We start from the raw sequence: 26708 nt of genomic DNA on the forward strand, positions 1-26708 counted from the left end.
CGAGAACGACCCATGGCATCGAACCGTGACGATCAAGGCCTGGAGGACGCGGCCATCCTCCTGATGAGCCTGGGCGAGGAGGAGGCTGCCGAGGTCTTCAAGCACCTGGCGCCGAAGGAAGTGCAGAGGCTGGGGGAAACCATCGCCCGCATGAAGGCCATCCCGCGCGAGCGCGTCGAGAAGGTGATCGACAGCTTCGAGGCGCTGGCCGCCAACGAGAGCATGCTCGTGGCCGACAGCAACGAGTACGTCAAGTCCGTCCTGCGCAAGGCGCTGGGCGAGGACAAGGCCAACCTGCTGATCGACCGCATCCTGCAGGGCTCCGACGTCACCGGCATCGAGAGCCTGAAGTGGATGGACCCGAACTCGGTGGCCGAGCTGTTGCGCAACGAACACCCGCAGATCGTGGCCGCCATCCTGGTGCATCTGGAGTTCGACCAGTGCGCCGACGTGCTGAAGCAGTTCACCGAGCGTCAGCGCAACGAGGTGATGGTGCGCATCGCCACGCTCGACGGCATCCAGCCCGCGGCCCTGCGCGATCTGAACGAGGTCATGAGCAAGGTCCTTGCCGGCGGCGACCGAGGCAAGAAGAGCAGCCTGGGCGGCGTGAAGGCCGCCGCCGAGATTCTGAACATGATGGGCAGCGCGGTCGAGACCAGCGTGCTCGACTTCGTGCGCGAGGCCGATCAGGATCTGGCGCAGAAGATCATGGACAACATGTTCACCTTCGACGACGTCGAGAAGATCGACGACAAGGGCATCCAGGCCCTGATGAAGGAGGTGCAGTCCGACAGCCTGGTGATCGCGCTGAAGGGTGCCACGCCGGGTCTGCGCGAGAAGATCTTCCGCAACATGAGCACCCGCGCCGCCGAGACGCTGAAGGAAGACCTCGAGAGCCGCGGCCCGGTTCGGCTTTCGGAGGTGGAAGCCGAGCAGAAGGAGATGCTGAAGATCATTCGCCGGCTCGTCGACGAAGGCCAGATCGTGCTCATGGGCGGTGGTGACGAACAGTTCGTATGAGTTCCAGGCCAGGCATCCGCAACATCCCGCCGCCGCCCAACAGCAAGGGCGGCACACCTTACACGCGCTTCATCCCGCGTGAGGAGCTGGGCGACTTCGCGAGCTGGACGCCCGGTGCCTTCGGCAGCACGGACGGCACCACCGGCCGATCCATGCCCAAGGCCACACCCGAGCCTCCCCCGGAGCCCACGGCGGCCGACTGGCAGGCGCGTGTCGCCGCCGCCCGCCAGGCCGGCTACCAGGATGGCTACCGCGACGGACTGGCGGCACTGGAGAACTTCAAGACAAGCTTTGCCCAGCAGGCCACCGCCCAGGTGGGCTCGCTGCTGGATGCCTTCGATCGCCAGACCGAGCGGCTGGACGCGGCACTCGCCGACACCTTGGCCCGCACCGCAGTCCAGCTGGCGCAGCAGGTGCTGCGCCATCAGCTCACGCTGGAGCCGCAGCTCGTGGCCGGGGTGGCGGCCGAGGCCGTCAACGCGGTGCTGCTGTCGGCTCGCCACGTGGTGGTGCACGTGCATCCGCAGGACCTGCCGATGGTGGCCGAGGGCGCCGAGGAGGCGCTGGCCGCGCGCGGCGCAAGGCTGGTGGCTGACCCCAGCCTCGCGCGCGGTGACGTGCTGGTGGAGAGCGACGTCGGTCACATCGACGCCCGTGTCGATGTGCGCTGGACGCAGGCGCTGTCGGTGCTGGGCCTGCCCGATGCGCCGGACGACCTCACGGAGGCTTGAGCGGTGACGGTGACGACGCTCGAACAGCGACTGGAGCGCCGTGGCTTGCGTTGGCAACGCTGGGCGAACGAGCTGGAGACCCGCACAGTGCAGCGCCCGCCGCTGGAAGCCGAGGGCCGGCTGCTGCGCGTGACCGGCCTCGTGATGGAGGCCGCCGGCATCCGCGTGCCGGTGGGATCACTGTGCGAGATCCACGCCGACGGCCTGCGCGAACCGGTGCTGGCCGAGGTGGTGGGCTTCAACGGTGACCGCGCCTACCTGATGCCCAACGGCGAGGCCCAGGGCCTGCGCAGCGGCGCCCGCGTGGTGCCCCGCGCGCTGCCGCCGGTGCCGCCGCGCTTCGGTGAGCCGCTCGAATCCCGCGGCGCCCACCCCTGGCGCCGCAGCGAGGACCGCAGCCTGCACCTGCCGATGGGCGCCGGGCTGCTCGGCCGCGTCGTCGATTCGAACGGCCAACCGCTCGACCGACTCGGCCCGTTGGCCGCCGTGCACGACGAGCCGCTGGCGCGCCGGCCGATCAACGCCATGGACCGCGAGCCGGTGCGCCGGCCGCTGGACACCGGCGTGCGCGCCATCAACGCGCTGCTCACCGTGGGCCGCGGTCAGCGCCTGGGCCTGTTCGCAGGCACCGGCGTGGGCAAGAGCGTGCTCCTGGGCATGATGGCGCGGTACACGGCCGCCGACGTCATCGTCGTCGGGCTCATCGGCGAGCGGGGCCGCGAGGTCAAGGAGTTCGTCGAGGACATCCTTGGCGAGGATGGCCGTGCCCGCAGCGTCGTGGTCGCCGCGCCGGCTGACGCCCCGCCGCTGGTGCGGCTGCAAGGGGCGCACTACGCCACCGCCATCGCCGAGCACTTCCGCGACCGCGGCCGGCATGTGCTGCTGCTGATGGACAGCCTGACGCGCTACTGCATGGCGCAGCGCGAGATCGCACTGGCCATCGGCGAGCCGCCGGCCACCAAGGGCTACCCGCCCAGTGTCTTCGCCAAGCTGCCGCAGCTCGTGGAGCGCAGCGGCAACGGCCTGGGCGAGGGCTCCGGCCAGGGCTCGATCACCGCCTTCTACACGGTGCTGTCGGAAGGCGATGACCCTCAGGACCCGGTGGCCGACGCCTCACGGGGCATTCTCGACGGCCACATCGTGCTCTCCCGTGATCTGGCCGAGGCCGGGCACTTCCCGGCGATCGACGTCGAACGATCGGTGTCTCGCGTGATGATGGCAGTGGCACCACGCGAGCAGCAGGCGGCGGCGCGCAAGGCGCGGGCCCTGCTGTCGCGCCTGACGAAGGCGCGCGACCTGATCGCGCTCGGAGCCTACCAGCCCGGTCACGACGCGGAGCTCGACCAGGCCGTCAGGCTGCAGCCGCAGCTGGCGGCGCTGCTGCAGCAGGACATGCACGACCGGGCCCCGCTGGACATGAGCCGTGCCCAGCTGCTGAAGCTGCTGGGCACGGGCTGAAGGAGCCGACACCATGAGCGATGGCCTGGCGACCCTGCGCGAGCTGGCCGAGCGGCAGCGCGACGCCGCACGCGCCGCACTGATGCAGGCCGAGGCGCACAGCAACCGCACACTGGCACAGCTCGACCAGCTGAGCGCCTACGAGGCCGACTACCGCAACCGCGCCCCGGGGCTGGCCGGCGTGGCCGCGCCCATCGATCTGCTGCGCTGCCACGAGGGCTTCATGGGGCGGATCGACCAGGCGCTGGCCCAGCAGCGAGAGGCCGTGCGCCGCGCCGAGGCCGAGCTGGTGCATCGCCGTCAGTCGCTGCGGCAGGCCGAGCTGAAGCTGGCATCGGTGCGCAAGCTGATGGAACGCCGCCAGGCCGAACAACAACGCACCGAGTCGCGCCGCGAGCAGCGCCAGACCGACGAGGCCGCGCTGCAGCGCCATCGCCGCACCGCCACAGGGTTCGGCGGCCTGCACTGAACCGGAGTCCCTGCCATGAGCCTGATGCCCAACCTGAACACAGTGACCTCCCCCGTCGGGGCGGCGCCCGGCGCTCGCCCCACCACGCCGCTTGCAGCAGCCCGCGGCGGCGGTTTTGCCCAGATGCTGGGGCAGGCGCAGCGGGCCGCGGAGCCTTTGCCGGCCGTGCAGGCCAGCGAGGCGGCCGAATCCTCGCACGAGGCGTCCGAACACGAGAGCACCGTCGCGGGAACGCCCCCCACCGGCACCTCGCCAGACGCGGGGGCGACCGCGTCATCCGCCCCGATGGTCGGCCCCCCGCCGCGAGCGCCGACCAGTGCGACACGGGCCGCCGCCACCAACCCGCTCCGGCCCGCAGCTGCGACCAGCGCCGACGACCTGCTGGCCCAGGCGATGCCCGGCGGGACGACCGATGCCGCGGAAGACTCCCCCCTCGTCGCGGCGCCCTGCATCGCCGCCGAAGCCGTGTTCATGCCGGTCGTGGGCCGGGTGCTGCCGGTGGCCGGCGGGCCCGATCTCGCAGGACCGGGAGCGCCCACGGATGCATCCGCGGCCCCGTCGGTGCCCGCCGCCGAGGGCACCCTGGCGTCGCAGCCCGGCAGCAGCGCGTTCGCCACGGAACTGTCGGCCCAGCTCACCACCTACGTGCGCCAGGGCGTGCAGCACGCCCGGCTGCAACTCAACCCGGCTGATCTTGGGCCGGTGGACGTGCGCATCCAGGTCGACGGCGACGCTGCCCGCGTGGTGCTGACGGCCGAACAGGCACCGACGCGGCAGTGGCTGGAGCAGGCCCTGCCCAGCCTGGCCGGCAGTCTTCGCGAAGCCGGCCTCACGCTGGCCGGCGGGGGCGTTTTCGAACGCGGTGCAGGCAGTGGTGCCAACAGCGGGCAGCAGCCACCTGCCGGGCGCGACGACGGCCTCGAGCGCGATCCCGAGCTGACGGCGCCGCCGTCACTGCCGCTGTCCGGGCGTCGCCGCGGGGTGGTCGACCTCGTGGCCTGAGGCCGTTCCAGGCCGGTTTCTTGCCCCCTTTTCCGGGCTTCGATCGGCACGCACGCTCTCAACAATGGCGCATCGTGGTCGACGGCGCGCCCGCCGCGCCGGCAGGCCACTCCACGGACGACCGTCCGCCAAGTCAGGAGAGCCCGATGTCCGCCGCTGCCACCGCCGTCGACGCCGCCCCGCCGCCCAAGGGCAAGAAGAAGCTGATCATCATCATCGCCGCCGTGCTGCTGGTGGTGCTGGCGGGCGGCGGAGCCGCGCTGGTGATGATGAAGAAGTCCGGCGCCGACACCGAGGAAGGAGCCGGTGCCAACGAGGCTCCCGCAGACAAGAAGGCCGCCGACAAGCGCGACCCCAAGGCCATGCCGGTGTTCGTGCCGCTGGACCCGTTCACCGTCAACCTCGCCGACCGCAACGCCGACCGCTACGCCCAGGTGGCGGTGACCCTGGAGCTGGCGGAAGCCACGCTGGAGCAGCAACTCAAGGCCTACATGCCGGCGGTGCGCAGCAACATCCTGCTCGCGATCGCCGACCGCACTGCCGGTGAGCTGCTGGCGCGCGACGGCAAGGAGGCGCTGGCACAGCGCATCCGCCGCGAGACCGCGCGCGCCATGGGCTACGAGTTGCCCAGCGAGGAGCAGCGTCAGGCCGCCGAAGAACCCGCTGACGGGGATGTCCCGCGCAAGAAGCGCCGCAAGGCCGCCGAGCCCGAGCTCCCGGTCCGCGCCGTGCACTTCGGCAACTTCATCATCCAGTGAACGTGGCCCTCCACGCCCGCTTTCGCTCGCGACTGTCCGAAGGCGCGCGCCGCTTCGGGCTTGAACGCGCTGTGCGACTACCCGCACCATGAATCAACAGATTCTTTCGCAGGATGAGGTCGATGCCCTGCTGCAGGGCATCACCGGCGAGAGCCAGAAGCTCGAGCAGTCGGAGACGCCGACCTCCGGCATCCGGGAGTACGACCTCTCCAGCCAGGAGCGCATCGTCCGCGGCCGAATGCCGACGATGGAGGTGGTCAGCGAGCGCTTCGCCCGCAACATCCGCATCGGCCTGTTCAACCTCATCCGCAAGAGCCCCGAGGTGAGCATCGGCGGCATCAAGGTGCAGAAATTCAGCGCCTTCCTGCGCGAAATCGTGGTGCCGACCAACTTCAACATCATGTCGGTGAAGCCACTGCGTGGCAGCGGCCTGATCGTCTGTGACCCGAGCCTGGTGTTCGCGGTCATCGATGCCTTGTACGGCGGCGTCGGCAAGTTCCACACCCGCATCGAGGGCCGCGACTTCAGCCCGACCGAGCTGCGCGTGATCTACCGGCTGGTCGAGACCATCGTCGCCGAGTACCGCAGGGCCTGGACCGGCATCTACCCGGTGGAGCTCGAGTACCAGCGCTCGGAGATGCAGCCGCAGTTCGCGAACATCGCCACGCCCAGCGAGATCGTGGTGTCCACGCACTTCACGCTGGAACTCGGCGATGTGACCGGCTCGATCCACTTCTGCGTGCCCTACAGCACGCTGGAGCCGATCCGGGATGTGCTCTACAGCACCATCCAGGGCGACAGCGCCGAACCCGACCGGCGCTGGGTGAACCTGCTCAAGCAACAGATCCAGAGCGCCGAGGTCGACCTCGTGGCCGAGCTGGCGCACGCAGGCGCCACGATGGAGCAGCTGCTGGCCTTCAAGCCCGGCGACTTCATCGAGCTCGACCTCGAACCCATGATCCAGGCCAAGGTCGACGGCGTGCCGGTGTTCGACTGCCACTACGGCACTTCGAACAAGCGCTACTCGATCAAGATCGACAAGCTCATCACCAGCAACACAGCCAGCTGGCTGGGAGATTCCTGATGTCCGCAGACCCGAACAGCGAGATGTCCGCCGAAGATCAGATGGCGGCCGAGTGGGCCGCGGCCCTGGCCGAGAGCAAGGGCGGCGGCAACGAGGTGGCCAGCGAGGTGGCCGCGCCCGCCGAAAGTGTGGCGCCGGCCGAGTTCACGAAGTTCGCCAACACCCCGGTAGGGGCCGCAGGCAACGACCTGAACATGATCCTCGACATCCCCGTGCAGCTCACGGTGGAGCTCGGGCGCACGCGCATCCCCATCAAGCACATCCTTCAGCTCGCGCAGGGATCGGTGGTGGAGCTCGAGACCATGGCCGGTGAGCCGATGGATGTGCTCGTCAACGGCTTTCTCATCGCGCAGGGCGAGGTCGTGGTGGTGAACGACAAGTTCGGCATCCGCCTCACCGACATCGTCACGCCCAGCGAACGCATGCGGCGGCTGTCCAAGCTCTGAGGCGCCGCGCACCATGCAGACCCCAGGCTTCACCGCGCTGCTGTGGTTCGCTGCCGTCGTGGCGCTGATCCCGCTGGCCTTGTGGCTGCTCAAGCGCGCGCCGATTGCCGGCTTCGGCGGCGCCGGCCGTGCCGGCACGCCGCGCCACGTGGCCACGCTGCCGCTGGCCCCGCACAGCCGGATCGTGACGGTGGAGGTCGGCCACGGCGATGAGCGCCTGTGGCTGGTGCTGGGCGTCACGGCGCAGGGCATCCGCACGCTGCACACCATGGTGCCGCACGGCGATGAGGCGGCAACGCCAGGGCCGCCTCCGGCTGCGGACTTCGCGCAGCTGCTGGGCCGCATGAAGAACGGAGGGGGCCAAGGTGCGCCGCGCTGAACCCGCCCGCGCGCGCACGTGGGGCCTGGCCGCGCTGCTGCTGGCCACAGCCAGCGGCGCGCTGGCGCAGCAGGCCGCGCCCGGCACGCTGCCCATCGTCGTGGGCCAGGGGCCCGGCGGCACCAGCTACTCGGTGCCCATCCAGACGCTGCTGGTGTTCACGGCCCTGGGCTTTCTGCCTGCGGTGCTGCTGATGATGACGGCGTTCACGCGCATCGTCATCGTGCTCAGCCTGCTGCGCCAGGCCCTGGGCACCCAGGCCGCGCCGCCCAACCAGGTGATCATCGGCCTGAGCCTGTTCCTCACCTTCTTCGTGATGCAGGGCACCTTCGACCAGGTCCACGAGCGCGCCTGGAAGCCCTACACGGCCGGCCAGATCAGCGCCGAGACAGCCTTTCAGGAGGGCCTGAAGCCGATGCGCGAGTTCATGCTCAAGCAGACGCGGCAGAGCGACCTGCAGCTGTTCAGCCGCCTGGCCAAGCTGCCCGAGGACACCGCGGCCGAGGCGCTGCCGATGTCGGTGCTGGTGCCCGCCTTCGTCACCAGTGAACTCAAGAGCGCGTTCCAGATCGGCTTCATGATCTTCATCCCCTTCCTGATCATCGACATGATCGTGGCCAGCGTGCTGATGAGCCTGGGCATGATGATGCTGAGCCCGGTGCTGGTGGCCCTGCCGTTCAAGTTGATGCTGTTCGTGCTGGCCGACGGCTGGAACCTGCTGCTGGGGTCGCTGGCGGCCTCGTTCGTGACCTGAAACAGGAGATCCGGGATGGACTCGACCCAGGTGCTGGCTGCCGGTCAGCAGGGCTTGTGGATGCTGCTGATGGTGTCGGCGCCGGTGCTGCTGGTGGTGCTGATCGTCGGCCTGGTGGTCAGCATCTTCCAGGCCGCCACGCAGATCAACGAAGCCACGCTGAGCTTCGTGCCCAAGATCGTGGGCGCGGCGATCGTGCTGGCCATCGCCGGCCCCTGGATGCTCTCGACGCTGGTGGACTACCTCCGCGGCGTGCTCATGGGCATCCCCGGCGCGGTCGGTTGACGGGCCTGGTTGATGCTCACGTTCACCGAGGCGCAGCTGCTGCAGTGGCTGGCGCCGCTGCTGTGGCCCTTCCTGCGCGCGCTGGCCCTGTTCGCGGCCCTGCCGGTGCTGGGTGCGCGCACCGTGCCCACGCGCGTGCGCATCGCGCTGGCCGGCTTCATCGCCTACGCGGCGCAACCTACGCTGCCGCCGCTGCCGCCCGAGGCCCTGCTGCTCGACAGCCCGCTCGTGCTGCCGCTGGTGGCGCAGCAGCTCGTCATCGGTCTGAGCCTCGGATTCGCGGTGCGCCTGGTGTTCGCGGCGGTCGAGTTTGCCGGCGAGATCATCGGCCTGCAGATGGGGCTGAACTTTGCCGGCTTCTTCGACCCCATCAGCGCGGCCACCGCCACGGCCACGAGCCGCTTCTTCGGCACCATGGTGGCGTGGCTGTTCATCGTCGGTGGTGGCCACCTCGTCGTGATCGCGGCGCTGGTGCACAGCTTCGGCGTGTTCCCGGTGGCGCCGGAGCCGTTCGCCTTTCTGCACGCGGTGCAGCCGCAGCGCTGGGGTGCCGAGATCTTCTCCACCGGGCTGTGGATCGCGCTGCCGCTGCTGACCATGCTGCTGTTCGTGAACCTCGTGCTGGGCGCCATCTCCCGCGTGGCACCACAGATCAATATCTTCGCGATCGGCTTTCCCGTCACGCTGGGCGTGGGGCTGGTGGGCATGCTGCTCACGCTGCCGGCGCTGGAGGGCCCGTTCCAGATGACGCTGGAGCGGCTGATCGAGCAGTTCCGCTGAGAGCGTCAAGGCGGCGGCTATGCTGCCGCCCATGGGCCTGAGCCTTGCACTCACCACCCTGCTGGTGCCCGACTACGACACGGCGCTGCCGTTCTTCACGGCCGGCCTGGGCTGGGTCTGCCGCGACGATGTGCCGCTGGGAAACAGCAAACGATGGGTCGTGGTCGGCCCGGCCACGGGGGGCGCCGGGCTCTTGCTGGCGCGCGCAGCCAGTGACGATCAGCGTGCGCTCATCGGCCGCCAGGGTGGCGGGCGCGTCTGGCTGTTCGTGCATGGCGACGACCTCGACGCCGACCTGGCCCGCATCGAGGCGTTCGGCGGCCGCCGCGCCGAAAACCCGCGCAATGAGTCCTATGGCCGCGTGGTCGTGTTCTTGGACCCGTTCGGCAACCGCTGGGACCTGATCCAGCCGGCTATGCTCGATCCATGACGCTGCCCACTCCTGCCACCGCGCTGCGGGCCGGCGGCCCCGTGCGCCGGGTTGACTTCGCCGCCTTGCCGGCGCCTTTGTGATGGACGCCGTGGCGCTTCACGCGGCTGGCAGGGCAGCATGAAGATCCGATTCCCCGGCGCTGCCGACGGCGTGACCGGCTCGCGCCACCTCGTGACCAGCGCCTGGGCCACCGTACTGCACGACTGCGGCGTGTTCCAGGGCTACAAGCTGCACCGCGAACGCAACTGGGCCGATCCGGGGCCGCTGCGCGACGCCGAGGCGGTCGTGATCAGCCATGCCCATCTCGACCACTCGTGCCGGCTGCCGGCGCTGGCCGAGCACCGCAGGCGCGGACAGGTCTACGTGCGCGCGGCCACGCGCGAACTGCTCAAGGTGTTGCTGCCAGACAGCGCCCACCTGCCGGAGACAGACGCGCGCCGATGTGCTGCGCGCGCTGGCCTTGCTGACGCCCGCCCCGCAGGCACCCGAGGCTACCGACATGCTGCTGGTGGGGAGCACCTACCGCAACCGCGACCACCGGCCCGAAGACCTGGCGGCGCGGCTCGAGGAGCTGGTCACCGCACCGTGCGCGGCGGCATCTCGGTGCTGCTGCCCATTTTTGCCGTGGGGTGCGCGCAGGCGCTTGTGCGGGTGCTGCAGCGGCCGACGCATGCCGGCCGCATCCCGGCCAGGCTGCCCATCGTGCTCGACGGCCCGATGGCGCAGCTGACCACCGAGCTGTGTCGCCAGCACCGTGAGGACGTCAAGGCGTGACAGCCCAGCTGCGAGACACAGCGCCGGACCGGCGCGCCCGCCGCCCCGGCCCTGCTGATGGCTGAGTTCGACGGGTCCACGGCCCTGGGCCTGGCGGCGGCGCTGGGCGCCGGACTGCTGATCGGCCTGGAGCGCGAGCGGCGCAAGCGCCGCCGCCGAGGCGCCGCGCAGGTGCAGGCCGCGGGCATCCGCAGCTTTGCGCTCGTGGCGCTGGCCGGCGGCTTGGCCCAGTTGCTGGCAGCGGTGCTGGGCCAGCCGCTGCTGGTGCTGCTGGGCGCGGCGCTGGTGGCGGGGCTGGCGGTGGTGGCCTACGCACGCAGCCTGCGTCTGCCCGCCACCGCGGGCGTCGAACTCGACCCTGGCCTCACCACCGAGCTGGCGCTGTTCGTCACCTACCTCGTGGGTGTGCTGGCCGTGCAGGCACCGGCATTGGGCGCGGGCGCGGCGGTGGTCGTGGCCACGCTGCTGGCGGCGCGCGAGCGGCTGCACCGCTTCGCCACGCAGGCGCTGAGCGAGGCTGAGCTGCACGACGCGCTGATCCTGGCCGCGCTGGCGCTGGTGCTGCTGCCGCTGGCGCCGGCCCTGCCGCTGCCGGCGCTCCAGCCCTGGGTGCCGGTGGCGCCACGCACCCTGCTGCTGACCGTGGTGTTGATCCTGACGCTGCAAGCCGCCGGCCACCTGGCCGGGCGCGTGTTCGGCCCGCGCGCGGGGCTGACGCTGGCGGGGCTCTGCTCGGGCTTCGTGTCCAGCACCGCCACCATCGTGGCGATGGGCTCGCGCGTTCGCGCCGCTGCCGGCACGCCGGCCGCGCAGGCCGCCACGGCCGGGGCGCTGGCCTCCACCGTGGCGACGTGGCTGCAGGTGCTGCTGCTGGTGGTGGCCCTGGCCCCCGGGGCGCTGCCGGCACTGCTGCCGGTGGCGCTGGCCGGCGCGGGCACGGCCGGCCTCACGGCATTCCTGGCTTGGCGCCGCCTGGCGGCGGCTGGCCCACCCGACGAACCCGCGGGGCGCGGTGCCGAACGCGGCCCGCTGCGCGTGCGCGAAGCCCTGGTGATGGCCGCGCTGCTGGCCGCCGTGGCCTCGGCCGTGGCCACGGCGCAGCAGCACTTCGGCACATTGGGTGTTCTCGGCGGCGCGGCGCTGGCCGCGCTGGCCGACGCCCACGCGCCCGTGGCGGCGCTGGCCGCGCTGCAGGCGGCCGACAAACTCCCGCCCGGCACGCTGGTGCTCGGGGCGTGGATCGCGGTGCTGGCCAATGCGCTGACGCGCAGCCTGGCCGCCTTCACGGCCGGCGGCCGGCCCTACGGTGCCGTCGTGGCGCGCTCGCTGGCGCTGTCGACCGCGGCTGCTGCCGCGGCACTGGCCTTCTTCAGATGAACTCGCGCTCGCGCAGCCACTTCGTCGCCACCCACTTCTCGCCGGCCAGGACCGGGGCGCCGCCGTGCAGCGTCTTGGTGCTGGGGTGGGCCCGCGTGTAGCTGAAGAACACCGCGTTGCCGCGCACCGGGGCCACCTCGAGACCCACCTCGGGGAAGGTGGTGCCGCCGCCGCCCTCGGGTGTGTTCAGGTACATCACCAAGGTGCCCACGCGCTGGCCGCCACGCGCCAGAATGGTGGCGCTGCCAGCGTGCACCGGGTCGAAGTAGTCATGGTGCGGCTTGTACTCGGCGCCCGGGCGGTAGCGCAGGATCTGCAGGCCCTCGCCGTTCTTCACCGGCCAGCCCAGCAGCGCACCGATGCGGTGCTCGATGCGCGCGATCAGCATGTGCTCGCCGCGCTCGAAGAACATGCCGTCGCTGGTGCGAGACGGGTTGACCTCGCTGCCGCCGGTGGCGTTGTCCACCGTCTCGCTGCGCGTCAGGCGTGGCTCGGCCAGCTTCATCAGGCCGGTGCACTCCTCGTCGGTGAGCAGCCCCCCGAAGACGATCACGCGCGGGCGCTTGAGCGACGCCAGCACCCGGACGGCATGGCCCTCGATCAGCAGTTCGCTGGGCGAACCCGACAGCACAGGCTCGGGCACGGGCACCGGCGGCGGCAGGTCACTCTCGTCGGGCGGCAGGCTGGCCAGGTGCTCGCGCAGCGTCTGCTCCATGGCCTTGATGGCCACCTCTTCTTGCCAGCCGCTGCTGATCATGGCCTGGACGACGTCCTGCGGCCGGCAGCCGGCCTCGGCCTGCTCGATGATCCAGCGGCGCAGTTCGGGGGTGACGGCCTGGGCCTGGGCGACGGTGCTCATGGCAACGATTTTGCCGCCGGCCGGGGGCGCCGGAACACCAGCCGGTCCTCGGCGCTGGCGGCCTCGTCGAAGGCATAGCCCTCGGCCGCGAAGTCGCGCAGCGCCGCCCGCGAGCGCGCCCGGCGCAGGGTGGCGTGGCGCAGCATCAGCCCGCGCGCCTTCTTGGCGTAGAAGCTGATGACCTGGGACCGCCCGTCGGGGTTGGTCTCCTCGAACACGCAGTCCACCACGCGCGCCTTCAGGGCCGGCCGCAGCGCGGCGCGGGCGTATTCCTGCGAGGCCAGGTTCACCACCAGCGGCGCGCGCTCGCCGGCCAGGCGCTCGTTCAGGTGCGCGGCCACGGTGTCGCCCCAGAAGGCGTAGAGGTCCTTGCCGCGCGGCGTGGCCAGCGCGGTGCCCATCTCCAGCCGGTAGGGCTGGAGGCGGTCCAGCGGTCGCAGGGCGCCGTACAGCCCCGAGAGGATGACGACGTGCTTCTGCGCCCAGGCGAAATCGGCAGCCTTCAGCGTCTTGGCCTGAAGCCCGTCGTAGACGTCGCCGTCGAAGGCCAGGACCGCCGGCTTGCTGTTGACCGGCGTGGCCGTGGGCTGCCAGGCGGCGTAGCGCGCGGCGTTCAGGGCGGCGAGGCTGTCGGAGAGATCCATCAGCGCCGCCAACTGGCGCGGCGTCTGGCGTCGGAGCACGCCGATCAGCTCGGCGGCCTGCGCGGTGAACAGTGGCGCGGTGGCCTGCTTCGCCACCGAGGCGGGCACGGGCGTGTCGTAGTCCAGCGTCTTGGCGGGGGAGATCAGGAAGAGCATGGGTGGTGGTGGTCGAGGGCTTCGACAGGCTCAGCCCGAACGGTGGTGGGGCGCGCCCCCGAGGGCCTCGCCCCAGGGGCGTTGCGGGATGTGGTGCGTCAGCCGCCACAGCGCGCGCTCGATCAGCACCGGGTGCAGCGCATGGCCGATGTCCTCGGCCACGTCGAGCGTGGCATCGCCTTCCAGCTCGGCCAACCAGGCCAGGGCCTGGCGCGAGCCGTCGGCGGCGATCACCTCGTCGGCACCGCCGTGGAACAGGTGCAGCGTCGTCAGCCGTGGCGCGGCCTCGGGGCGGGCCGTCAGGCAGCCGCCAAAGCTGAGGACGCGGCCGACCAGGCCGTCGTGCAGCAGGGCCAGGGCGAGAGCCAGGATGCCGCCCTGCGAAAAACCGCCCAGCGCCGTGGCCGCCGCGCCCACGCCCAGCCGCCGCTGCTGCGTGCGCACCCACTGCAGCAGCGGCGGCAGGCCCAGGGCCACGCGTTCGGGCCAGTTCTCGGGCGTGAGGCCGTCGATGCCGTACCACAGGCGCTGCGAGGGATGCCCGGCCCATCGCGTGGGCGCGTCAGGCGCCACGATGGCGGCCTGCGGGAACTGGCTGCGCAGCGCCTGCGCCAGCGGCAGCAGCGCCGTGGCGTCGGAACGCCAGCCGTGCAGCAGCAGGATCAGCTGCGCAGGCTCGCCCTCGGCCGGCAGCCATTCGATCGGGTAGTCCATGCCGCGATTGTCTTCGCGGCCGGCGCGCTCACCAGTTCGGCGGCCTTTTCTCGATGAAGGCCTGCACACCCTCCAGCGCGGCGGCATCCATCATGTTGCAGGCCATCGTGCGGCCGGCGTCGTCGTAGGCGGCCTCGATGCCGGTCTCGAGCTGGCGGTAGAAGAGCTGCTTGCCCATCGCCAGCGCGACCTTCGGCTTGGCGACGATGCGCGCCACCAGGCGCTCGATCTCGGCATCCAGCTCGGCCGGCTCGGCGACGCGGTTGACGAGGCCGCGGGCGCGCGCCTCGTCGGCGTCGATGAAGTCGCCGGTGACGAGCATCTCGAAGGCCGCCTTGCGCGGCAGGTTGCGGCTCAGTGCCACGCTGGGCGTGCTGCAGAAGAGGCCCAGGTTGACGCCGCTGACGGCGAACTTGGTGCCGCGTGCGGCCACGGCCAGGTCGCACATGGCCACCAGCTGGCAGCCGGCGGCGGTGGCGATGCCCTGCACGCGCGCCACCACCGGCACCGGCATCTTCTGGATCGTCATCATCATGCGGCCGCACTGCGCGAAGAGCCGCTCGTAGTAGGCCTGCGTGGGCTCGGCGCGCATCTCCTTGAGGTCGTGGCCGGCGCAGAAGGCCCGGCCCGCAGCGGCGATGACGACGACGCGCACGCGCTCGTCAGCGGCCACGCGGTCCAGCGCGGCCTGCAGCGCCGCGAGCAGGCCTTCGGACAAGGCGTTGAACGCTTCGGGCCGGTTGAGCGTGAGCGTGACGACGCCGCGCGAGTCGGTCTCGCTCAGGACCAGGGGCTGGGGGGTGCTCATGCGCAGGTCTCCTTCACTCGATGGCCGAGCTGCTCTTCGCACGCTGGCGCAGCTCGAACTTCTGGATCTTGCCGGTGCTCGTCTTGGGGATGGCCTCGAAGCGGATCTCGCGCGGCACCTTGTAGCCGGCGAGCAGCGACTTGCAGTGGGCGATCAGCTCGGCCGCCGTGCCGCTGCTGCCCGGCTTGAGCTCGACATAGGCCAGCGGCGTCTCGCCCCACTTCGCATCGGGCCGCGCCACGACCGCGCAGGCCATCACGGCGGCATGCCGGTACAGGGCGTCTTCCACCTCGATGGAGCTGATGTTCTCGCCACCGCTGATGATGATGTCCTTGCTGCGGTCCTTGATCTTCACGTAGCGGTCGGGCTCGAGCACGGCCAGGTCGCCGGTGTGGAACCAGCCGCCCTCGAAGGCCTTCCCGGTGGCAGCCGGGTTCTTCAGGTAGCCCTTCATCGTGATGTTGCCGCGGAACATGATCTCGCCGAGCGTGGCGCCGTCGGCCGGCACCTCGTGCATCGTCGCCGGGTCCATCACGGTCATGCCGTCCTGCAGCGCGTAGCGCACGCCCTGGCGGCCGTTCAGGCGCGTCTGCTCCGACAGCGTCTGCTGCGCCCAGGCCGGGCGCTTCACGGCCACGCTGGCCGGACCGTAGACCTCCGTCAGGCCGTAGACGTGCGTGATGTCGAAGCCGATCTGCGCCATGCCCTCGATCATGGCCGCCGGCGGCGCCGCGCCGGCCACCATGCCGCGCACGGTCTGCGTGATGCCCGCGCGCAGGGCCGGGTCGGCATTGATGATCAGGTTGTGCACGATGGGCGCGGCGCAGTAGTGGTCCACCCCGTGCTCGCGCATCGCGGCCAGGATGGCGCCGGCCTCGACGCGGCGCAGGCACACGTGCACACCGCCTTGCAGCGCCACCGTCCAGGGGAAGCACCAGCCGTTGCAGTGGAACATCGGCAGCGTCCACAGGTAGCGCGGGAACAGCGGCAGCGTCCAGGTGACGACATTGCCCACGGCGTTGAGGTAGGCGCCGCGGTGGTGCGTGACCACGCCCTTGGGGTCGCCGGTGGTGCCGCTGGTGTAGCTCACGGCGATGGCGTCCCACTCGTCGGCCGGGCCCTCCAGCCGCGGCAGCGGCGCGTGGGCGGCCAGCAGCGCCTCGTATTCGTGCGCGCCCAGGCGATCACCCGGGCCGGTGTACTCGCTGTCGCAGACGTCCACCACCACCGGCTCGCGGCCGTGCTCGGCCTTCAGGATGCGCAGCGCCTGTGCCATCACCGGGGCGAACTCGCGATCGGTGATCACGACCTTGGCCTCGCAGTGCGCCATCTGCCAGGCCAGCAGCGGCGCGTCGAGCCGCGTGTTCAGCGTGTTGAGCACGGCGTTGATCGCCGGCACCGCGCAGTGCGCCTCCACCATCTCGGGCGTGTTGGGCAGCATCACGGTCACGGTGTCGAGCCGGCCCACGCCCAGGGCGCGCAGCGCAGCCGCCAGCCGTGCGCTGCGCTCGCGGCACTGCGCCCAGGTGTGGCGACGCGCGCCGTGGATGACCGCCGGCAGCTCGCCGAAGATCTCGGCGCTGCGCTCGACAAAAGCCACCGGGCTGAGCGCCGCGAAGTTGGCCGCGGTGCGGCCGAGCCCTTGTTCGTAGATGTGCATCGGTGTCTCCCGCGCTGGCACCGGCGCGCGTGGGCGTGCAGCATAGCGGGATGAGCACAAGCCCCACGGCCGGTGCCGGCGGTCTGCGCCTGCACCTCATCGGCAGCAGCGGCGCGGGCAAGACGACGCTGGGCCGCGCGCTGGCGCAGCGGCTGGGCCTGCCCTTCGTCGACCTCGACGACCTCTTCTGGGAGCCCGGCTGGCAGGCCGTGGGCCACGACGAGCTGACGCGGCGCCTGGCCCCCACGCTGGCGCAGCCGGGCTGGGTGATCGTGGGCAACTACCGCGCCACCACCGAGCCGCACGTCTGGCCGCGCCTGACGCACCTGGTGGTGCTCGACCTGCCGCTGGCCACGCTGGTGCGCCGCACCGCCTGGCGCACGCTGCGCCGCGGCCTCACGGGCGAGCCCTGCTGCAACGGCAACACCGAGTCGCTGCGGCGCTTCTTCCACCGCGATGGCCTGGTGCGCTACTTGCTGCGACACTGGCGCGCCCGCCACGAGCGCCAGCGGCGCCTGCCCACCGACCCCGCCCTGGCCCACGCCCGCGTGCTGCGCTACGACCGATCGCCCCGCGCGGCCGAGGTGCTGGCGCAGCTGGCCTCACCCCACCCCCACCGCCCATGAACGCCCCCGACCCTGCCCTGTCTGCCCAGGTGGCCACCGCCCTGCCCCGCATCGACGCCGACCGCCTCTGGACGAGCCTGATGACGCTGGCCGCCATCGGCGCCACGCCCAAGGGCGGCGTGTGCCGGCTGGCACTGAGCGAGCTCGACCGCCAGGCGCGCGACCTGTTCGTGGACTGGGCGCAGGAGGCCGGCTGCACCGTGCGCGTCGATGCCATTGGCAACCTCTTCGCCCGCCGCGCCGGCACCGAACCGGGCCTGCCCGCCGTGGCCACCGGCAGCCACATCGACACCCAGCCCACCGGCGGCAAGTTCGACGGCAACTACGGCGTGCTGGCCGGGCTGGAGGTGCTGCGCACGCTGAACGACCATGGCGTGCGCACGCGTTCGCCGCTGGAGCTGTGCGTGTGGACCAACGAGGAGGGCACGCGCTTCGTGCCGGTGTTGATGGGCTCGGGCGTGTATGCGGGCGCCTTCAGCCTGGCGCACGCGCTGAACGCGAGCGACCGCGAGGGCGTGCGCGTGGGCGATGCGCTGGCCGCCATCGGCTATGCCGGCACCGAGCCGGCCGCGCTGGCCGACGGCGCGCCACGTTTCGGCGCCTTCTTCGAGGCCCACATCGAGCAGGGCCCGGTGCTGGAGGACGCGGGTGACGTGATCGGCGTCGTCACCGGCGCTTTGGGCCAGCGCTGGTACGACGTGGTCGTGACCGGCCTGGAGGCGCACGCCGGGCCGACGCCGATGGACCTGCGGCGCGACGCGCTGCAGGCGGCGCTGCCGCTGATGCAGGCGGTCGATGCCATCGCGCGCGCCGAGGCGCCGCACGCGCGCGGCACGGTGGGCTGGGTGCAGGTGTTCCCAAACTCGCGCAACACCATCCCGGGGCGCGTGAGCTTCACGGTCGACCTGCGCCACACCGACGACGCCGGCCTGGCCCGCATGGATGCCGCGCTGCGCGCAGCCGTGGCCGCGGCGCAGGCGGCCGGGCGCGTGACCGTGAGCGTGGAGCCGGTGGTGCAGTTTCCGCCTGCGCCCTTCGATCCGGCGTTGGTATCGCGGGTGCGGGCCGCGGCGGCGCGCCACGGGATGCCGCACCGCGACATCGTCAGCGGCGCGGCCCACGACGCCGTCTACGTGGCGCGCACAGCGCCCACGGCAATGATCTTCGTGCCCTGCAAGGACGGCATCTCGCACAACGAGGTCGAGGACGCCCGCCCCGAGCACCTGGCCGCGGGCTGCCAGGTGCTGCTGGAGGCGCTGCTCGAGACGGCGGGACGGGCGGCATGATCACGCTGACGGCCCGGCCGCTGACGGCGGCGGCGATGGCGCCGTTCGGTTCGCTCGTCGAGGTGGCCCCGGGCGGCGATGCCGTCAACGGGGGCAGTTCGATGCGCCACGAGGCCGTGCCGGCGCTGGACTTGCAACGCGACGGTGGCCGCGCCGTCCTGGCCGTCTACCAGGCCCAGGCTCGCCGCTTCCCCTTCGAGGCCCGTGCGCTGGAGCGGCACCGCTTCTCGGACCAGGTGTTCCTGCCCCTGGGTGGAGCGCGCCGTTGCGTGCTGCTGCTCGCGCCGGCGGCGGTGGCGCAACCGCGCCCCCAGGACTGCGTGGCACTGCTCAGCAACGGCCTGCAAGGCCTGCGCATCGCCGCCGGCACCTGGCACCACGGCCTGCTGGCCTTGGACGACGGGCCCTGGGCGGTGCTGGAGCGGCGCGGTGCCGGCACAGACTGTGATGAAGTGATGCTGGAGGAAGCACTGAGCTTGTTGCTCTAGCGGCTCGGCTTGCCCGCGCGTCTGCAGCACCGCGCGATCGCGGCAGGCGGTACCCCTGGCCGGCGCTGGATGGGGCGGTCGGCCCTGCGAGCCGACTGCCCTCCGCTGCTCGACTTGAGGGCGCACGGCAAAACTCGCTACGCGGCCTGCGGCCGCTGCGCTCGAACAGTTGCCGTGAGTCAGTTTACGAAGCGCGCTGCGCGCGCCGCCCTCAAGCCTGCGCTGCTCGGCGCCCCATGACAGCGCCGGCCAGGGGCACCGCCTGCCGCTCCTTCACCGCCCGGGTTTTCGTTCCGAGAACCAACCCCGGTGATTGCAAAGGGCTGTGCGGGTTGGGGCTGCGGTGTGACCTTTGAAGCGCCGAGAAGCGCAGGGTTCATGGCCCGCGCGCGCAGCGCGCTTCGTAAACTGACTCACGGCAACTGTTCGAGCGCAGCGGGCGCAGCCCGCGTAGCGAGTTTTGCCGTGGGGCCATGGACCCGAGCATCGCAGGGGAGTCGGCCCGCAGGGCCGACCGCTTCAATTCACGCCGCAGCCCCCACCCGCACAGCCCTTTGCCGCGCGGTGCTGCGGGTGCGGGGCTTCGACAAGCCTGTCTTGAGCTTGACGAAGGGCTCAGCCCGAACGGTGGAGGCGGGCTTCGACAGGCCTGTCCTGAGCTCGACGAAGGGCTCAGCCCGAACGGTGGTAGGCCGCTCCGGGCCCGAGAGCAGTCTTCGACCAGCCTGCCTGAACCAACCGAAGCTCGTCGGACACTGGGCTCGACGCAGCCGCCAGTCAGCCTGTCGCCGCCTCCAGCCGCTCGGCCATCGCGACCAACGCGCGGTCGCTTCCGCGGGGGCCGAGCAGGCTCAGCCCCATCGGCGCGCCGTCGCGGCCCGCCAGCGGCAGGCTCAGTTGCGGCAACCCGGCCAGCCCCGCCGCGCACAGCAGCCGGATGGCGCGGTTGCGGTAGTCCTCGAGGGCTGCGTCGGTGTCACTGCGCAGCGGCGCGATGTCGGGCATGGTGGGCAGCAGCAGCACGCCGTCGGTGCCCAGCAGCGCCTCCAGGTGCGCCGTGAACCGAGCACGGAAGGCCGTCGCCTCGGCCACTTGCGCGTCCGTCACGCCGCGGCTGAACGCGAATCGCTCGGCCACCCCGGGGCCCAGCGGCGGTGCGTAGCGTTCGATGAGCGGGCCGTCGGTCGTCCAGGCCTCGCGGCCCTGCAGGTGGCGGAAATGCCAGTACATCGCGTCGAGCGATTCCAGCACCACCGTCATCGGCTCGGCACGGCCCAGCACGGTCTGCGCGCGCTCGGCCGCCGCCCGCGCGGTGGGCTCGGCCGCGGGGGCCAGCAGCGCCCACAGGTCGGTGGGCCACAGCAGCCGCGTCGGGGCGGGCACGGGGTCGGCGCCCAGCAGCACGTCGGCCACGCGGGCGAAGGTCTGCGCGTCGCGCGTGAACCAGCCGCAGGTGTCGAAACTGGGGGCGAGATCGAGCGCGCCATGCAGGCTCACACGCCCGTGCGTGGGCCGCAGGCCCAGCAGGCCGCAGTGGCTGGCCGGCGCGCGCACGCTGCCGCCGGTGTCGGTGCCCAAGGCAAGGTCGCACAGGCGGTTCGACACCGCCGAGGCCGAGCCCGACGACGAACCGCCGCTGATCCGCTGCGGCGCCGCGCCGTTGATGGGGGAGCCGAAGTGCGCGTTCTGGCCGTTCATGCTGAAGGCCAGCTCGTCGGTGACCGTCTTGCCCACGAATCGCGCACCCGCGTCGAGCAGCCGCTGCACGGTGGGCGCGGTGCGCGTCTTGATGCCCGACATCGCCAGCACGATGGGGCTGCCGCCGCCGGTGGGGTAGCCGGCGACGTCGAACAGATCCTTCGCCGCGAAGGTGAGCCCCGCGAGCGGGCCGGTGCCGGCCGAGGGCACGGGCGCGGCGGGATAGGGCACGAAGGCGTGGGCGGGGTCGTGGATCATGGTGCAGCAGCGTGGGTGAGCGAGGCCGCGGCACCGGCCGTGGCCTCGGTGCGCAGGCAGCGGGCGCGGTGGCCGGGGGCAATCTCCACCACCTCGGGCGGGGTGGTGCGGCAGGCATCCTGCGCCCAGGCGCAACGCTCGGCAAAGGCACAGCCCGGCGGCAGGCGGCTCAGGTCGGGCGGCGAGCCGCCGATCGTCACCAGCCGCTGCCCCCTGGCCATGGCACCGTGCGCGCGGCTGCCCAGCAGCGCCAGCGTGTAGGGATGACGCGGCGCGCGGATCAGCTCGCGCGCCGTGCCCTCCTCGACGATGCGGCCGGCATACATCACCGCGATGCGGTCGGCCACCTCGAGCGCGGCGCCGATGTCGTGCGTGACAAAAACGATGCCCAGCCCGAGATCGCGCTGAAGCTCGCGCAGCAGGATCAGCACCTGGATCTGCACCGTGGCATCGAGCGCCGTGGTGGGCTCGTCGGCCAGCAGCAGCTGCGGGTTGCAGGCCAGGGCCAGCGCGATCATTGCGCGCTGGCGCATGCCACCGCTCATCTCGTGCGGGTAGGCGGCCAGTCGGCGCTCGGGGCTCGGGATGCGCACGCGCTCGAAAAGCGCCAACGCCCGCGCGTGCGCCTCGGCCGCACTCACCGGCTCGTGGCGGCGGATCGACTCGACGATCTGCTGCCCCACGGTGTAGACCGGATCCAGCGCCAGCAGCGGCTCCTGGAAGATCATGCTCACGACCTTGCCACGGAAGTCGGCCAGCGGCCCCTCGCGCATCGTCAGCACGTCCTGCCCAGCCACCAGGGCCTGGCCGCCGAGTTGCGTGCGCCGGGCCGCGTGCAGCATCAGCAGCGTGCGCAAGGTGACGCTCTTGCCCGAGCCGCTCTCGCCGATCAGCGCCACGGTCTCGCCGCGCCGCACCCGCAGGCTCACGCCGTTGACGGCGCGCACCGGCGCCCGGCCACCGGTGAAGGTGACGGTGAGGTCGCGGAGGTCGACCAGCGGCGGCGCGCCCGGCGCGGCGTTCATGCGGCCTCCTGCGCGGCTGCGCCGGAAGAGGCCGAATGGCCGCTGCCGGCTTCGTGGATCAGGCAGGCCACGCCCCCTGCCGCGATGCCCGTGCGCGACGGCGGGCGCTGCCCACACACGGCTTCAGCCCGCGGGCAGCGCGGGTGGAAGCGGCAGCCGGCCGGCGGGTTGATGGGGTTGGGCGGGTCGCCGGCCAGCGGCGCCTCGAGCGTGCGGTGGTCGGGGTCCATGCTCGGCATGCTGGACAGCAGCGCCTTGGTGTAGGGGTGGCGCGGCGTCTCGAACAGCGACTCCGAGGCACCGATCTCGGCCACCTCGCCCAGGTACATCACCATCACGCGGTCGGAGATGAAGCGCACCACGTTCAGGTCGTGGCTGATGAACACGTAGGTCAGGCCGAACTCATCCTTCAGGTCGAGCAGCAGGTTCAGCACCTGCGCCTCGACGCTCTTGTCCAGCGCCGAGACGGCCTCGTCGAGGATCACCACGCGCGGCTGCAGCGCCAGCGCCCGCGCGATGTTCACGCGCTGGCGCTGGCCACCCGACAGCTCGTGCGGGTAGCGCTCGGCAAAGCGCCCGGGCTCCAGCCCCACCTTGGCCAGCAGGCTGCGCGCGCGCTCCACGGCCTCGCGGGTGGGCACGCCGTGCACCTGCGGGCCGAAGGCGATGCTGTCCTCGATGGTCAGGCGCGGGTTCAGGCTCGCGTAGCTGTCCTGGAACACCATCTGCACCTGGCGGCGGTATTCCTTGAGGGGCAGGTCGCGGCTGCCCACCTTGCGCCCCTCGAACACCACCTCGCCGGCCGTGGGCTCGATCAGGTGCATCAGCAGCCGCGCGGTGGTGCTCTTGCCGCAGCCGCTTTCGCCCACCACGCCCAGCGTCTCGCCGGGCATCACGTGGAAGTCCACGCCGTCGACGGCGCGCACCACGCCGCCGCCGCGGCCGAGCACGTCCTTCTTCAGCGGGAAGTGCTTCACCAGGCCCTGGATCGTGAGCAGGGGTGCGGCCATCACTTCACGTCCATGGCGGAGCGGAGCGAATCGCTCAGCAGGTTGAAGGCGATGGACGTGATGAAGATCATCACCCCCGGCAGCGCGGCCACCCAGGGCTGCACATAGATGGCGGTGCGCAGCGTGTTCAGCATCAGGCCCCACTCGGGCTCGGGCGGCTTCACGCCCAGGCCCAGGAAGCTCAGGCCGCTGGCGAGGATCATGCTCACGGCGATCAGGCTGGTGGCGTAGACGAAGATCGGCCCCAGCACGTTGCCCAGCACGTGCACGCGCACGATGGTGAAGGCGGCGGCCCCGCTGGCGCGCGCGGCTTCCACATAGTCTCGGGTGCGCACCTGCGTCGTGACACTCTCGGCCACGCGGGCGATGGGCGGGATGAAGACGATCGTGAGGCTCAGCAGCGCGTTGCCGATGCCGGCACCCAGGGCGCCGCTCAGCGCGATGGCCAGCAGCACGCTGGGGAAGGCGTAGAACACGTCGATCGTGCGCATGATCACCGTGTTGGTGACGCCGCCCGCGTAACCGGCCAGTATGCCGATGGCGCTGCCGATGAAGAAGGCCAGCACCACCGGCGTGATGCCCATGAACAGGCTCAGCCGCGCGCCCACCATCAGCCGGCTGAGCATGTCGCGGCCGAGTTCGTCGGTGCCCAGCGGGTGGCCCTCGGTGCCGATGGGCTTGAGGCGCGACAGCATCGACGATTGCGTCGGGTCGACCGGCGCCAGCCAGGGCCCGAACACGGCCAGCGTGAACAGCACCAGCACCACGGCCAGCGCGAACAGCGCCACCGGGTCGCGGACGAAGCGCAGCGCGGTGCTGGCCCAGTAGCCGCGCGAGGGCGGCGCCGCCGTTCGCACTGAGCTTGTCGAAGTGCCCGCGAGGGCCTCGACAGGCTCGGCCCGAACGGCCATCGACCCCGAGGGACCGGGCGTGGGTGTGCCGGCACTCATGATCTGGCGATCCTCGGATCGAGCAGGGTCTGCACGATGTCCACCACGACGTTGAGCACCACAAAGAACATCGCCAGCACGAGGATGGTGCCCTGCAGCAGCGGCAGGTCGCGCTGGAAGATGGCGCTGTTGAGCAGGAAGCCGGTGCCCGGCCAGGCGAACACCGTCTCGATGAGGATGCTGCCGCCGAGCAGGTAGCCCAGCTGCAGCCCCATCACGGCCAAGGCCGTGGGCGCGGCGTTCTTGACGACGTGGCGGAAGACGCCGAAGTGGGTGAGCCCCTTGGCGCGCAGCCCGACCACGAACTCCTGCGCCAGGATCTCGGCCACCAGCGCACGCACCGTGCGCGCCACGATGCCCATGGGGATGACGCTCATGGTGATGGCCGGCAGCAGCATGTGCTGCACGTGCGCCCAATTCCAGGCCCAGTCGCCACTGCCGCCGGGGCCGGCACCGGTGGCCGGCAGCCAGTTGAGCTGCGCCGCGAAGATGATCACCAGCACCATGCCCAGCCAGTAGTGCGGCACGCTCACGCCGAGCACGCTGAGCAGCGAGGCGCCGCGGTCGATCCAGCTGTTGCGGAAGTAGCCCGCCACGAAGCCGAACAGGCAGCCGAAGAAGAAACCGATGAGCGTGGCCACCACGGCCAGGCGCAGCGTGTTGACCACCGCGGTCATCACCTCGGTGGTGACGGGGCGGTTGCTGGCGATGCTGGTGCCCAGGTCGCCGTGCAACGCGCGCCAGACCCAGCTGACGAACTGCTCGGGCAGGCTGCGGTCGAAGCCGTAGAGCGCGCGCAGCTGCTGCTGCAGCTCGGCGCTGGCGTCGGGCGGCAGCACCGACACCAGCGGGTCGCCCGGCGCGAGGTGCACCAGCGCGAAGCAGACCAGGGCCACGCCGCCCATGATGGGCAGCGTGTACAGGATGCGGCGCAGCAGGTAGGCGATCACAGCCCCCCCCCCGAAGCGCCTGCGGCGCTTCCCCCCCAGGGGGGCGCCGCCCACGGCCCGGCAGAGCCGGTTCCGCGGCGGCCGCTTGGGGGTGCCAGGATGCTTCGCAGAGTCATTCCATGCTCATGGTCGCGATGTCGATGAACCAGCTGCGCGGCTGCACCACGTTCTTCACGCGGGCCGTCATGGCACGCGGACCGACGTCGTGCGCGATCCAGACAAACGGCGCCTCTTCCACGATGCGGGCATGCAGCTTGGCCAGCGCCGCGTCACGGGCCTTGTCGTCGAAGCTGGTGCGCGCGTCGGCGATCAGCTTGTCGAACTCGGCGTTGCCGAAGTAGCCCCAGTTGTTGCTCACGGGCGGGAAGGTCTTGGTGCTGGTGAAGCGCACCATCGCGAAGAACGGGTCCATCGCGGCGAAGCTCACGTTGATGGCGTGGGCACCGTTGGCGGTGGGGTCCTTGGCGCCGCGGCGCCAGTTGGTGAACAGCGTGTTCCACTCGATGACGTCGAACTGCACGTCGAAGAAGCACTGCTTCAGGCTCTGCTGCACGAACTCGTTCATCGGCAGGGGCTGCATCTGGCCCGAGCCGCTGGCGCTGATCTGCACCTTCACCCGCAGCGGCTTGGCGGCGCTGTGGCCGGCTTCCGTCATCAGCTGCCGCGCCGCGGCGACGTCGTACTTGATGTCGAACTTGGGGTTGCCCCACCACGGGTGGCCGGGCGGCACCGTGCCCTTGGGGATGCCCATCATGCCGCCCAGCAGCTTGAGCAGGCCGGTGCGGTCCACGCACAGGTTGGCGGCGTGGCGCACGCGCTTGTCCAGCCAGGGCGAGCCCTCGGCGAAGCTCAGCTGCCAGGGCCAGACGTGCGGCTGCTGGTTGAAGTAGATCTTGTGGCCGCGGTTCTGGATGGCGCCCATCGCGTCGGGCGCCGGGGCCTCGATCCAGTCGACCTGGCCCGACAGCAGCGCCGCCGTGCGCGCGTTGGCCTCGGGCATGGGCAGCATCACGACGCGGTCGATCTTGGGCACGCGCTTCGCGTCCCAGTAGGCCTTGTTGGCCGCGAGTTCCAGCCGCTCGCGCGGCACGAAGCGCACCATCCGGAAGGGGCCCGAGCCGCTGGCGTCGGCCGCGAAGGCCGTCCACGCCGCCTTGGACTTGTCGGCCGGGGTGGCGCCGGGGGCGGCGTCGAACTTCTTCTGCCAGTGCGCGGGGCTGGCCATGAACAGGTTGGTCAGGTTCAGCGGCAGGAAGGAATCCGGCTCGCTGGTGGTCAGTTCGACCGTGAGGTTATCGATCTTGCGCGCGCTGCGCAGCGTGGGCATGCGGCTGGCGGTGACGCCCACCTGGCTGGCGTCGAAGTGCGGCGCGTCCTTGTCGAGCACCTTGCGCACGTTCCACACCACGGCGTCGGCGTTGAAGTCACTGCCATCGTGGAACTTCACGCCCGGGCGCAGCTTGAACACCCACTTCGTCTTGTCCTTGGCGTCCACGGCCCAGCTCAGCGCCAGACCCGGAATCAGCACGCTCGGGGCATCGGCCTTGGAGAGGTCCCAGTGCGTGAGCGCGTCGTACATCGGGATGCCGGTGAAGCGGTTGCCCTCGAAGCCCTGGTCGGGCTGGCCGAGCGTGCGCGGGATGTCCGCGGCCGTCATCGCGATGCGCAGCAGCTTCTCCTGTGCGTGCGCCGGCAGGGCCAGCGCCGCCGCCAGCGTGCCGAGGCCGAGCACCAGGCCGGCGGCAGCACGGCGGGCGTGAACGGGGCGAGGGGTGGGGATGCGCTTCATCGGGCTCTCTCCTGGTGAATGGATTAAAAAAGAAAGG

29 protein-coding genes are annotated in these 26708 nt (G+C 71.4%); 18 read left to right on the plus strand and 11 right to left on the minus strand.

Annotated elements, in window-relative coordinates; all coding sequences use genetic code 11:
* Positions 1-12 precede the first annotated feature (12 nt).
* The 15 genes from fliG (at position 13) to KA711_13885 (ending at position 11750) form a co-directional block, all read left to right on the plus strand.
* The gene (gene fliG / locus KA711_13815) at positions 13-1020 is read left to right on the plus strand and encodes a flagellar motor switch protein FliG (protein ID MCM0610046.1); all 1008 of its coding nucleotides are present in this window, start codon (positions 13-15) and stop codon (positions 1018-1020) included.
* On the plus strand, positions 1017-1751 hold the full coding sequence (locus KA711_13820; GenBank protein MCM0610047.1) for a flagellar assembly protein FliH: 735 nt from the start codon (positions 1017-1019) through the stop codon (positions 1749-1751). Before fliG ends, KA711_13820 begins: the two co-directional genes overlap by 4 nt.
* Positions 1752-1796: 45 nt before the next feature.
* On the plus strand, positions 1797-3209 hold the full coding sequence (locus KA711_13825; protein MCM0610048.1) for a FliI/YscN family ATPase: 1413 nt from the start codon (positions 1797-1799) through the stop codon (positions 3207-3209).
* Positions 3210-3222: 13 nt separating this feature from the next.
* A complete protein-coding gene (fliJ, locus tag KA711_13830; protein ID MCM0610049.1) occupies positions 3223-3678 on the plus strand; it encodes a flagellar export protein FliJ in 456 nt (151 codons plus the stop codon).
* Between the two features lie 15 nt (positions 3679-3693).
* Entirely contained in the window at positions 3694-4680 is a 987-nt protein-coding gene (locus KA711_13835; protein MCM0610050.1) for a flagellar hook-length control protein FliK, read from the plus strand.
* Between the two features lie 146 nt (positions 4681-4826).
* Positions 4827-5438: a flagellar basal body-associated FliL family protein gene (locus KA711_13840; GenBank protein ID MCM0610051.1), complete on the plus strand. Its 612-nt coding sequence runs from the start codon at positions 4827-4829 to the stop codon at positions 5436-5438.
* Positions 5439-5526: 88 nt separating this feature from the next.
* The gene (gene fliM / locus KA711_13845; GenBank protein ID MCM0610052.1) at positions 5527-6522 is read left to right on the plus strand and encodes a flagellar motor switch protein FliM; all 996 of its coding nucleotides are present in this window, start codon (positions 5527-5529) and stop codon (positions 6520-6522) included.
* Positions 6522-6968 (plus strand): flagellar motor switch protein FliN, encoded by a 447-nt coding sequence (fliN, locus tag KA711_13850; protein ID MCM0610053.1) that lies wholly within the window; start codon positions 6522-6524, stop codon positions 6966-6968. Before fliM ends, fliN begins: the two co-directional genes overlap by 1 nt.
* A gap of 13 nt (positions 6969-6981) precedes the next feature.
* On the plus strand, positions 6982-7347 hold the full coding sequence (locus KA711_13855) for a flagellar biosynthetic protein FliO (GenBank protein ID MCM0610054.1): 366 nt from the start codon (positions 6982-6984) through the stop codon (positions 7345-7347).
* A 25-nt stretch (positions 7348-7372) separates the two neighbouring features.
* Positions 7373-8101, plus strand: coding sequence for a flagellar type III secretion system pore protein FliP (gene fliP, locus KA711_13860; GenBank protein ID MCM0610055.1), 729 nt, complete (start codon positions 7373-7375; stop codon positions 8099-8101).
* Between the two features lie 15 nt (positions 8102-8116).
* On the plus strand, positions 8117-8386 hold the full coding sequence (gene fliQ, locus KA711_13865; protein ID MCM0610056.1) for a flagellar biosynthesis protein FliQ: 270 nt from the start codon (positions 8117-8119) through the stop codon (positions 8384-8386).
* A gap of 12 nt (positions 8387-8398) precedes the next feature.
* On the plus strand, positions 8399-9166 hold the full coding sequence (gene fliR / locus KA711_13870) for a flagellar biosynthetic protein FliR (GenBank protein MCM0610057.1): 768 nt from the start codon (positions 8399-8401) through the stop codon (positions 9164-9166).
* Between the two features lie 31 nt (positions 9167-9197).
* Positions 9198-9596, plus strand: coding sequence for a VOC family protein (locus KA711_13875; protein ID MCM0610058.1), 399 nt, complete (start codon positions 9198-9200; stop codon positions 9594-9596).
* Positions 9597-9716: 120 nt separating this feature from the next.
* On the plus strand, positions 9717-10373 hold the full coding sequence (locus tag KA711_13880; GenBank protein MCM0610059.1) for an MBL fold metallo-hydrolase: 657 nt from the start codon (positions 9717-9719) through the stop codon (positions 10371-10373).
* 57 nt (positions 10374-10430) lie between these two features.
* A complete protein-coding gene (locus tag KA711_13885; GenBank protein MCM0610060.1) occupies positions 10431-11750 on the plus strand; it encodes a DUF4010 domain-containing protein in 1320 nt (439 codons plus the stop codon).
* Here KA711_13885 and KA711_13890 read toward each other — a convergent pair.
* Genes KA711_13890 through KA711_13910 form a run of 5 tightly spaced genes read right to left on the minus strand, consistent with a single transcriptional unit; the run spans position 11743 to position 16591 of the window.
* Complete coding sequence (locus KA711_13890) at positions 11743-12609, minus strand: 2OG-Fe(II) oxygenase (GenBank protein MCM0610061.1); 867 nt, start codon at positions 12607-12609, stop codon at positions 11743-11745. The two genes, KA711_13885 and KA711_13890, sit on opposite strands and share 8 nt — an antisense overlap.
* A complete protein-coding gene (gene yaaA / locus KA711_13895) occupies positions 12606-13409 on the minus strand; it encodes a peroxide stress protein YaaA (GenBank protein ID MCM0610062.1) in 804 nt (267 codons plus the stop codon). Before yaaA ends, KA711_13890 begins: the two co-directional genes overlap by 4 nt.
* 30 nt (positions 13410-13439) lie before the next feature.
* Positions 13440-14123: an esterase gene (gene ypfH / locus KA711_13900; GenBank protein MCM0610063.1), complete on the minus strand. Its 684-nt coding sequence runs from the start codon at positions 14121-14123 to the stop codon at positions 13440-13442.
* A gap of 28 nt (positions 14124-14151) precedes the next feature.
* A complete protein-coding gene (locus tag KA711_13905; protein ID MCM0610064.1) occupies positions 14152-14931 on the minus strand; it encodes an enoyl-CoA hydratase in 780 nt (259 codons plus the stop codon).
* A gap of 13 nt (positions 14932-14944) precedes the next feature.
* On the minus strand, positions 14945-16591 hold the full coding sequence (locus KA711_13910; protein MCM0610065.1) for an acyl-CoA synthetase: 1647 nt from the start codon (positions 16589-16591) through the stop codon (positions 14945-14947).
* 50 nt (positions 16592-16641) lie between these two features.
* Here KA711_13910 and KA711_13915 point away from each other — a divergent pair, with 50 nt between their 5' ends.
* From KA711_13915 to KA711_13925, 3 genes are read left to right on the plus strand one after another with little or no spacing between them, the layout of a single operon-like run.
* Positions 16642-17217 (plus strand): hypothetical protein, encoded by a 576-nt coding sequence (locus KA711_13915; protein ID MCM0610066.1) that lies wholly within the window; start codon positions 16642-16644, stop codon positions 17215-17217.
* Entirely contained in the window at positions 17214-18503 is a 1290-nt protein-coding gene (locus KA711_13920) for a Zn-dependent hydrolase (protein ID MCM0610067.1), read from the plus strand. Before KA711_13915 ends, KA711_13920 begins: the two co-directional genes overlap by 4 nt.
* Positions 18500-18991, plus strand: a complete 492-nt coding sequence (locus KA711_13925) for an ureidoglycolate lyase (protein MCM0610068.1) — start codon at positions 18500-18502, stop codon at positions 18989-18991. Before KA711_13920 ends, KA711_13925 begins: the two co-directional genes overlap by 4 nt.
* A 777-nt stretch (positions 18992-19768) precedes the next feature.
* Here the strand turns inward: KA711_13925 and KA711_13930 are convergent.
* The 6 genes from KA711_13930 to KA711_13955 form a co-directional block, all read right to left on the minus strand.
* Complete coding sequence (locus KA711_13930; protein MCM0610069.1) at positions 19769-20947, minus strand: amidase; 1179 nt, start codon at positions 20945-20947, stop codon at positions 19769-19771.
* Positions 20944-21972, minus strand: a complete 1029-nt coding sequence (locus KA711_13935) for an ABC transporter ATP-binding protein (GenBank protein MCM0610070.1) — start codon at positions 21970-21972, stop codon at positions 20944-20946. The genes KA711_13930 and KA711_13935 overlap by 4 nt, the downstream gene beginning before the upstream one ends.
* Complete coding sequence (locus KA711_13940; protein ID MCM0610071.1) at positions 21969-22982, minus strand: ABC transporter ATP-binding protein; 1014 nt, start codon at positions 22980-22982, stop codon at positions 21969-21971. Before KA711_13940 ends, KA711_13935 begins: the two co-directional genes overlap by 4 nt.
* A complete protein-coding gene (locus KA711_13945) occupies positions 22982-23893 on the minus strand; it encodes an ABC transporter permease (GenBank protein ID MCM0610072.1) in 912 nt (303 codons plus the stop codon). Before KA711_13945 ends, KA711_13940 begins: the two co-directional genes overlap by 1 nt.
* A gap of 35 nt (positions 23894-23928) precedes the next feature.
* Positions 23929-24882, minus strand: a complete 954-nt coding sequence (locus tag KA711_13950; protein MCM0610073.1) for an ABC transporter permease — start codon at positions 24880-24882, stop codon at positions 23929-23931.
* Between the two features lie 112 nt (positions 24883-24994).
* Entirely contained in the window at positions 24995-26671 is a 1677-nt protein-coding gene (locus KA711_13955) for an ABC transporter substrate-binding protein (GenBank protein MCM0610074.1), read from the minus strand.
* Positions 26672-26708 lie beyond the last annotated feature (37 nt).

Source organism: Ideonella sp. WA131b (assembly GCA_023657425.1).
Classification (GTDB): Bacteria; Pseudomonadota; Gammaproteobacteria; order Burkholderiales; family Burkholderiaceae_C; genus Rubrivivax.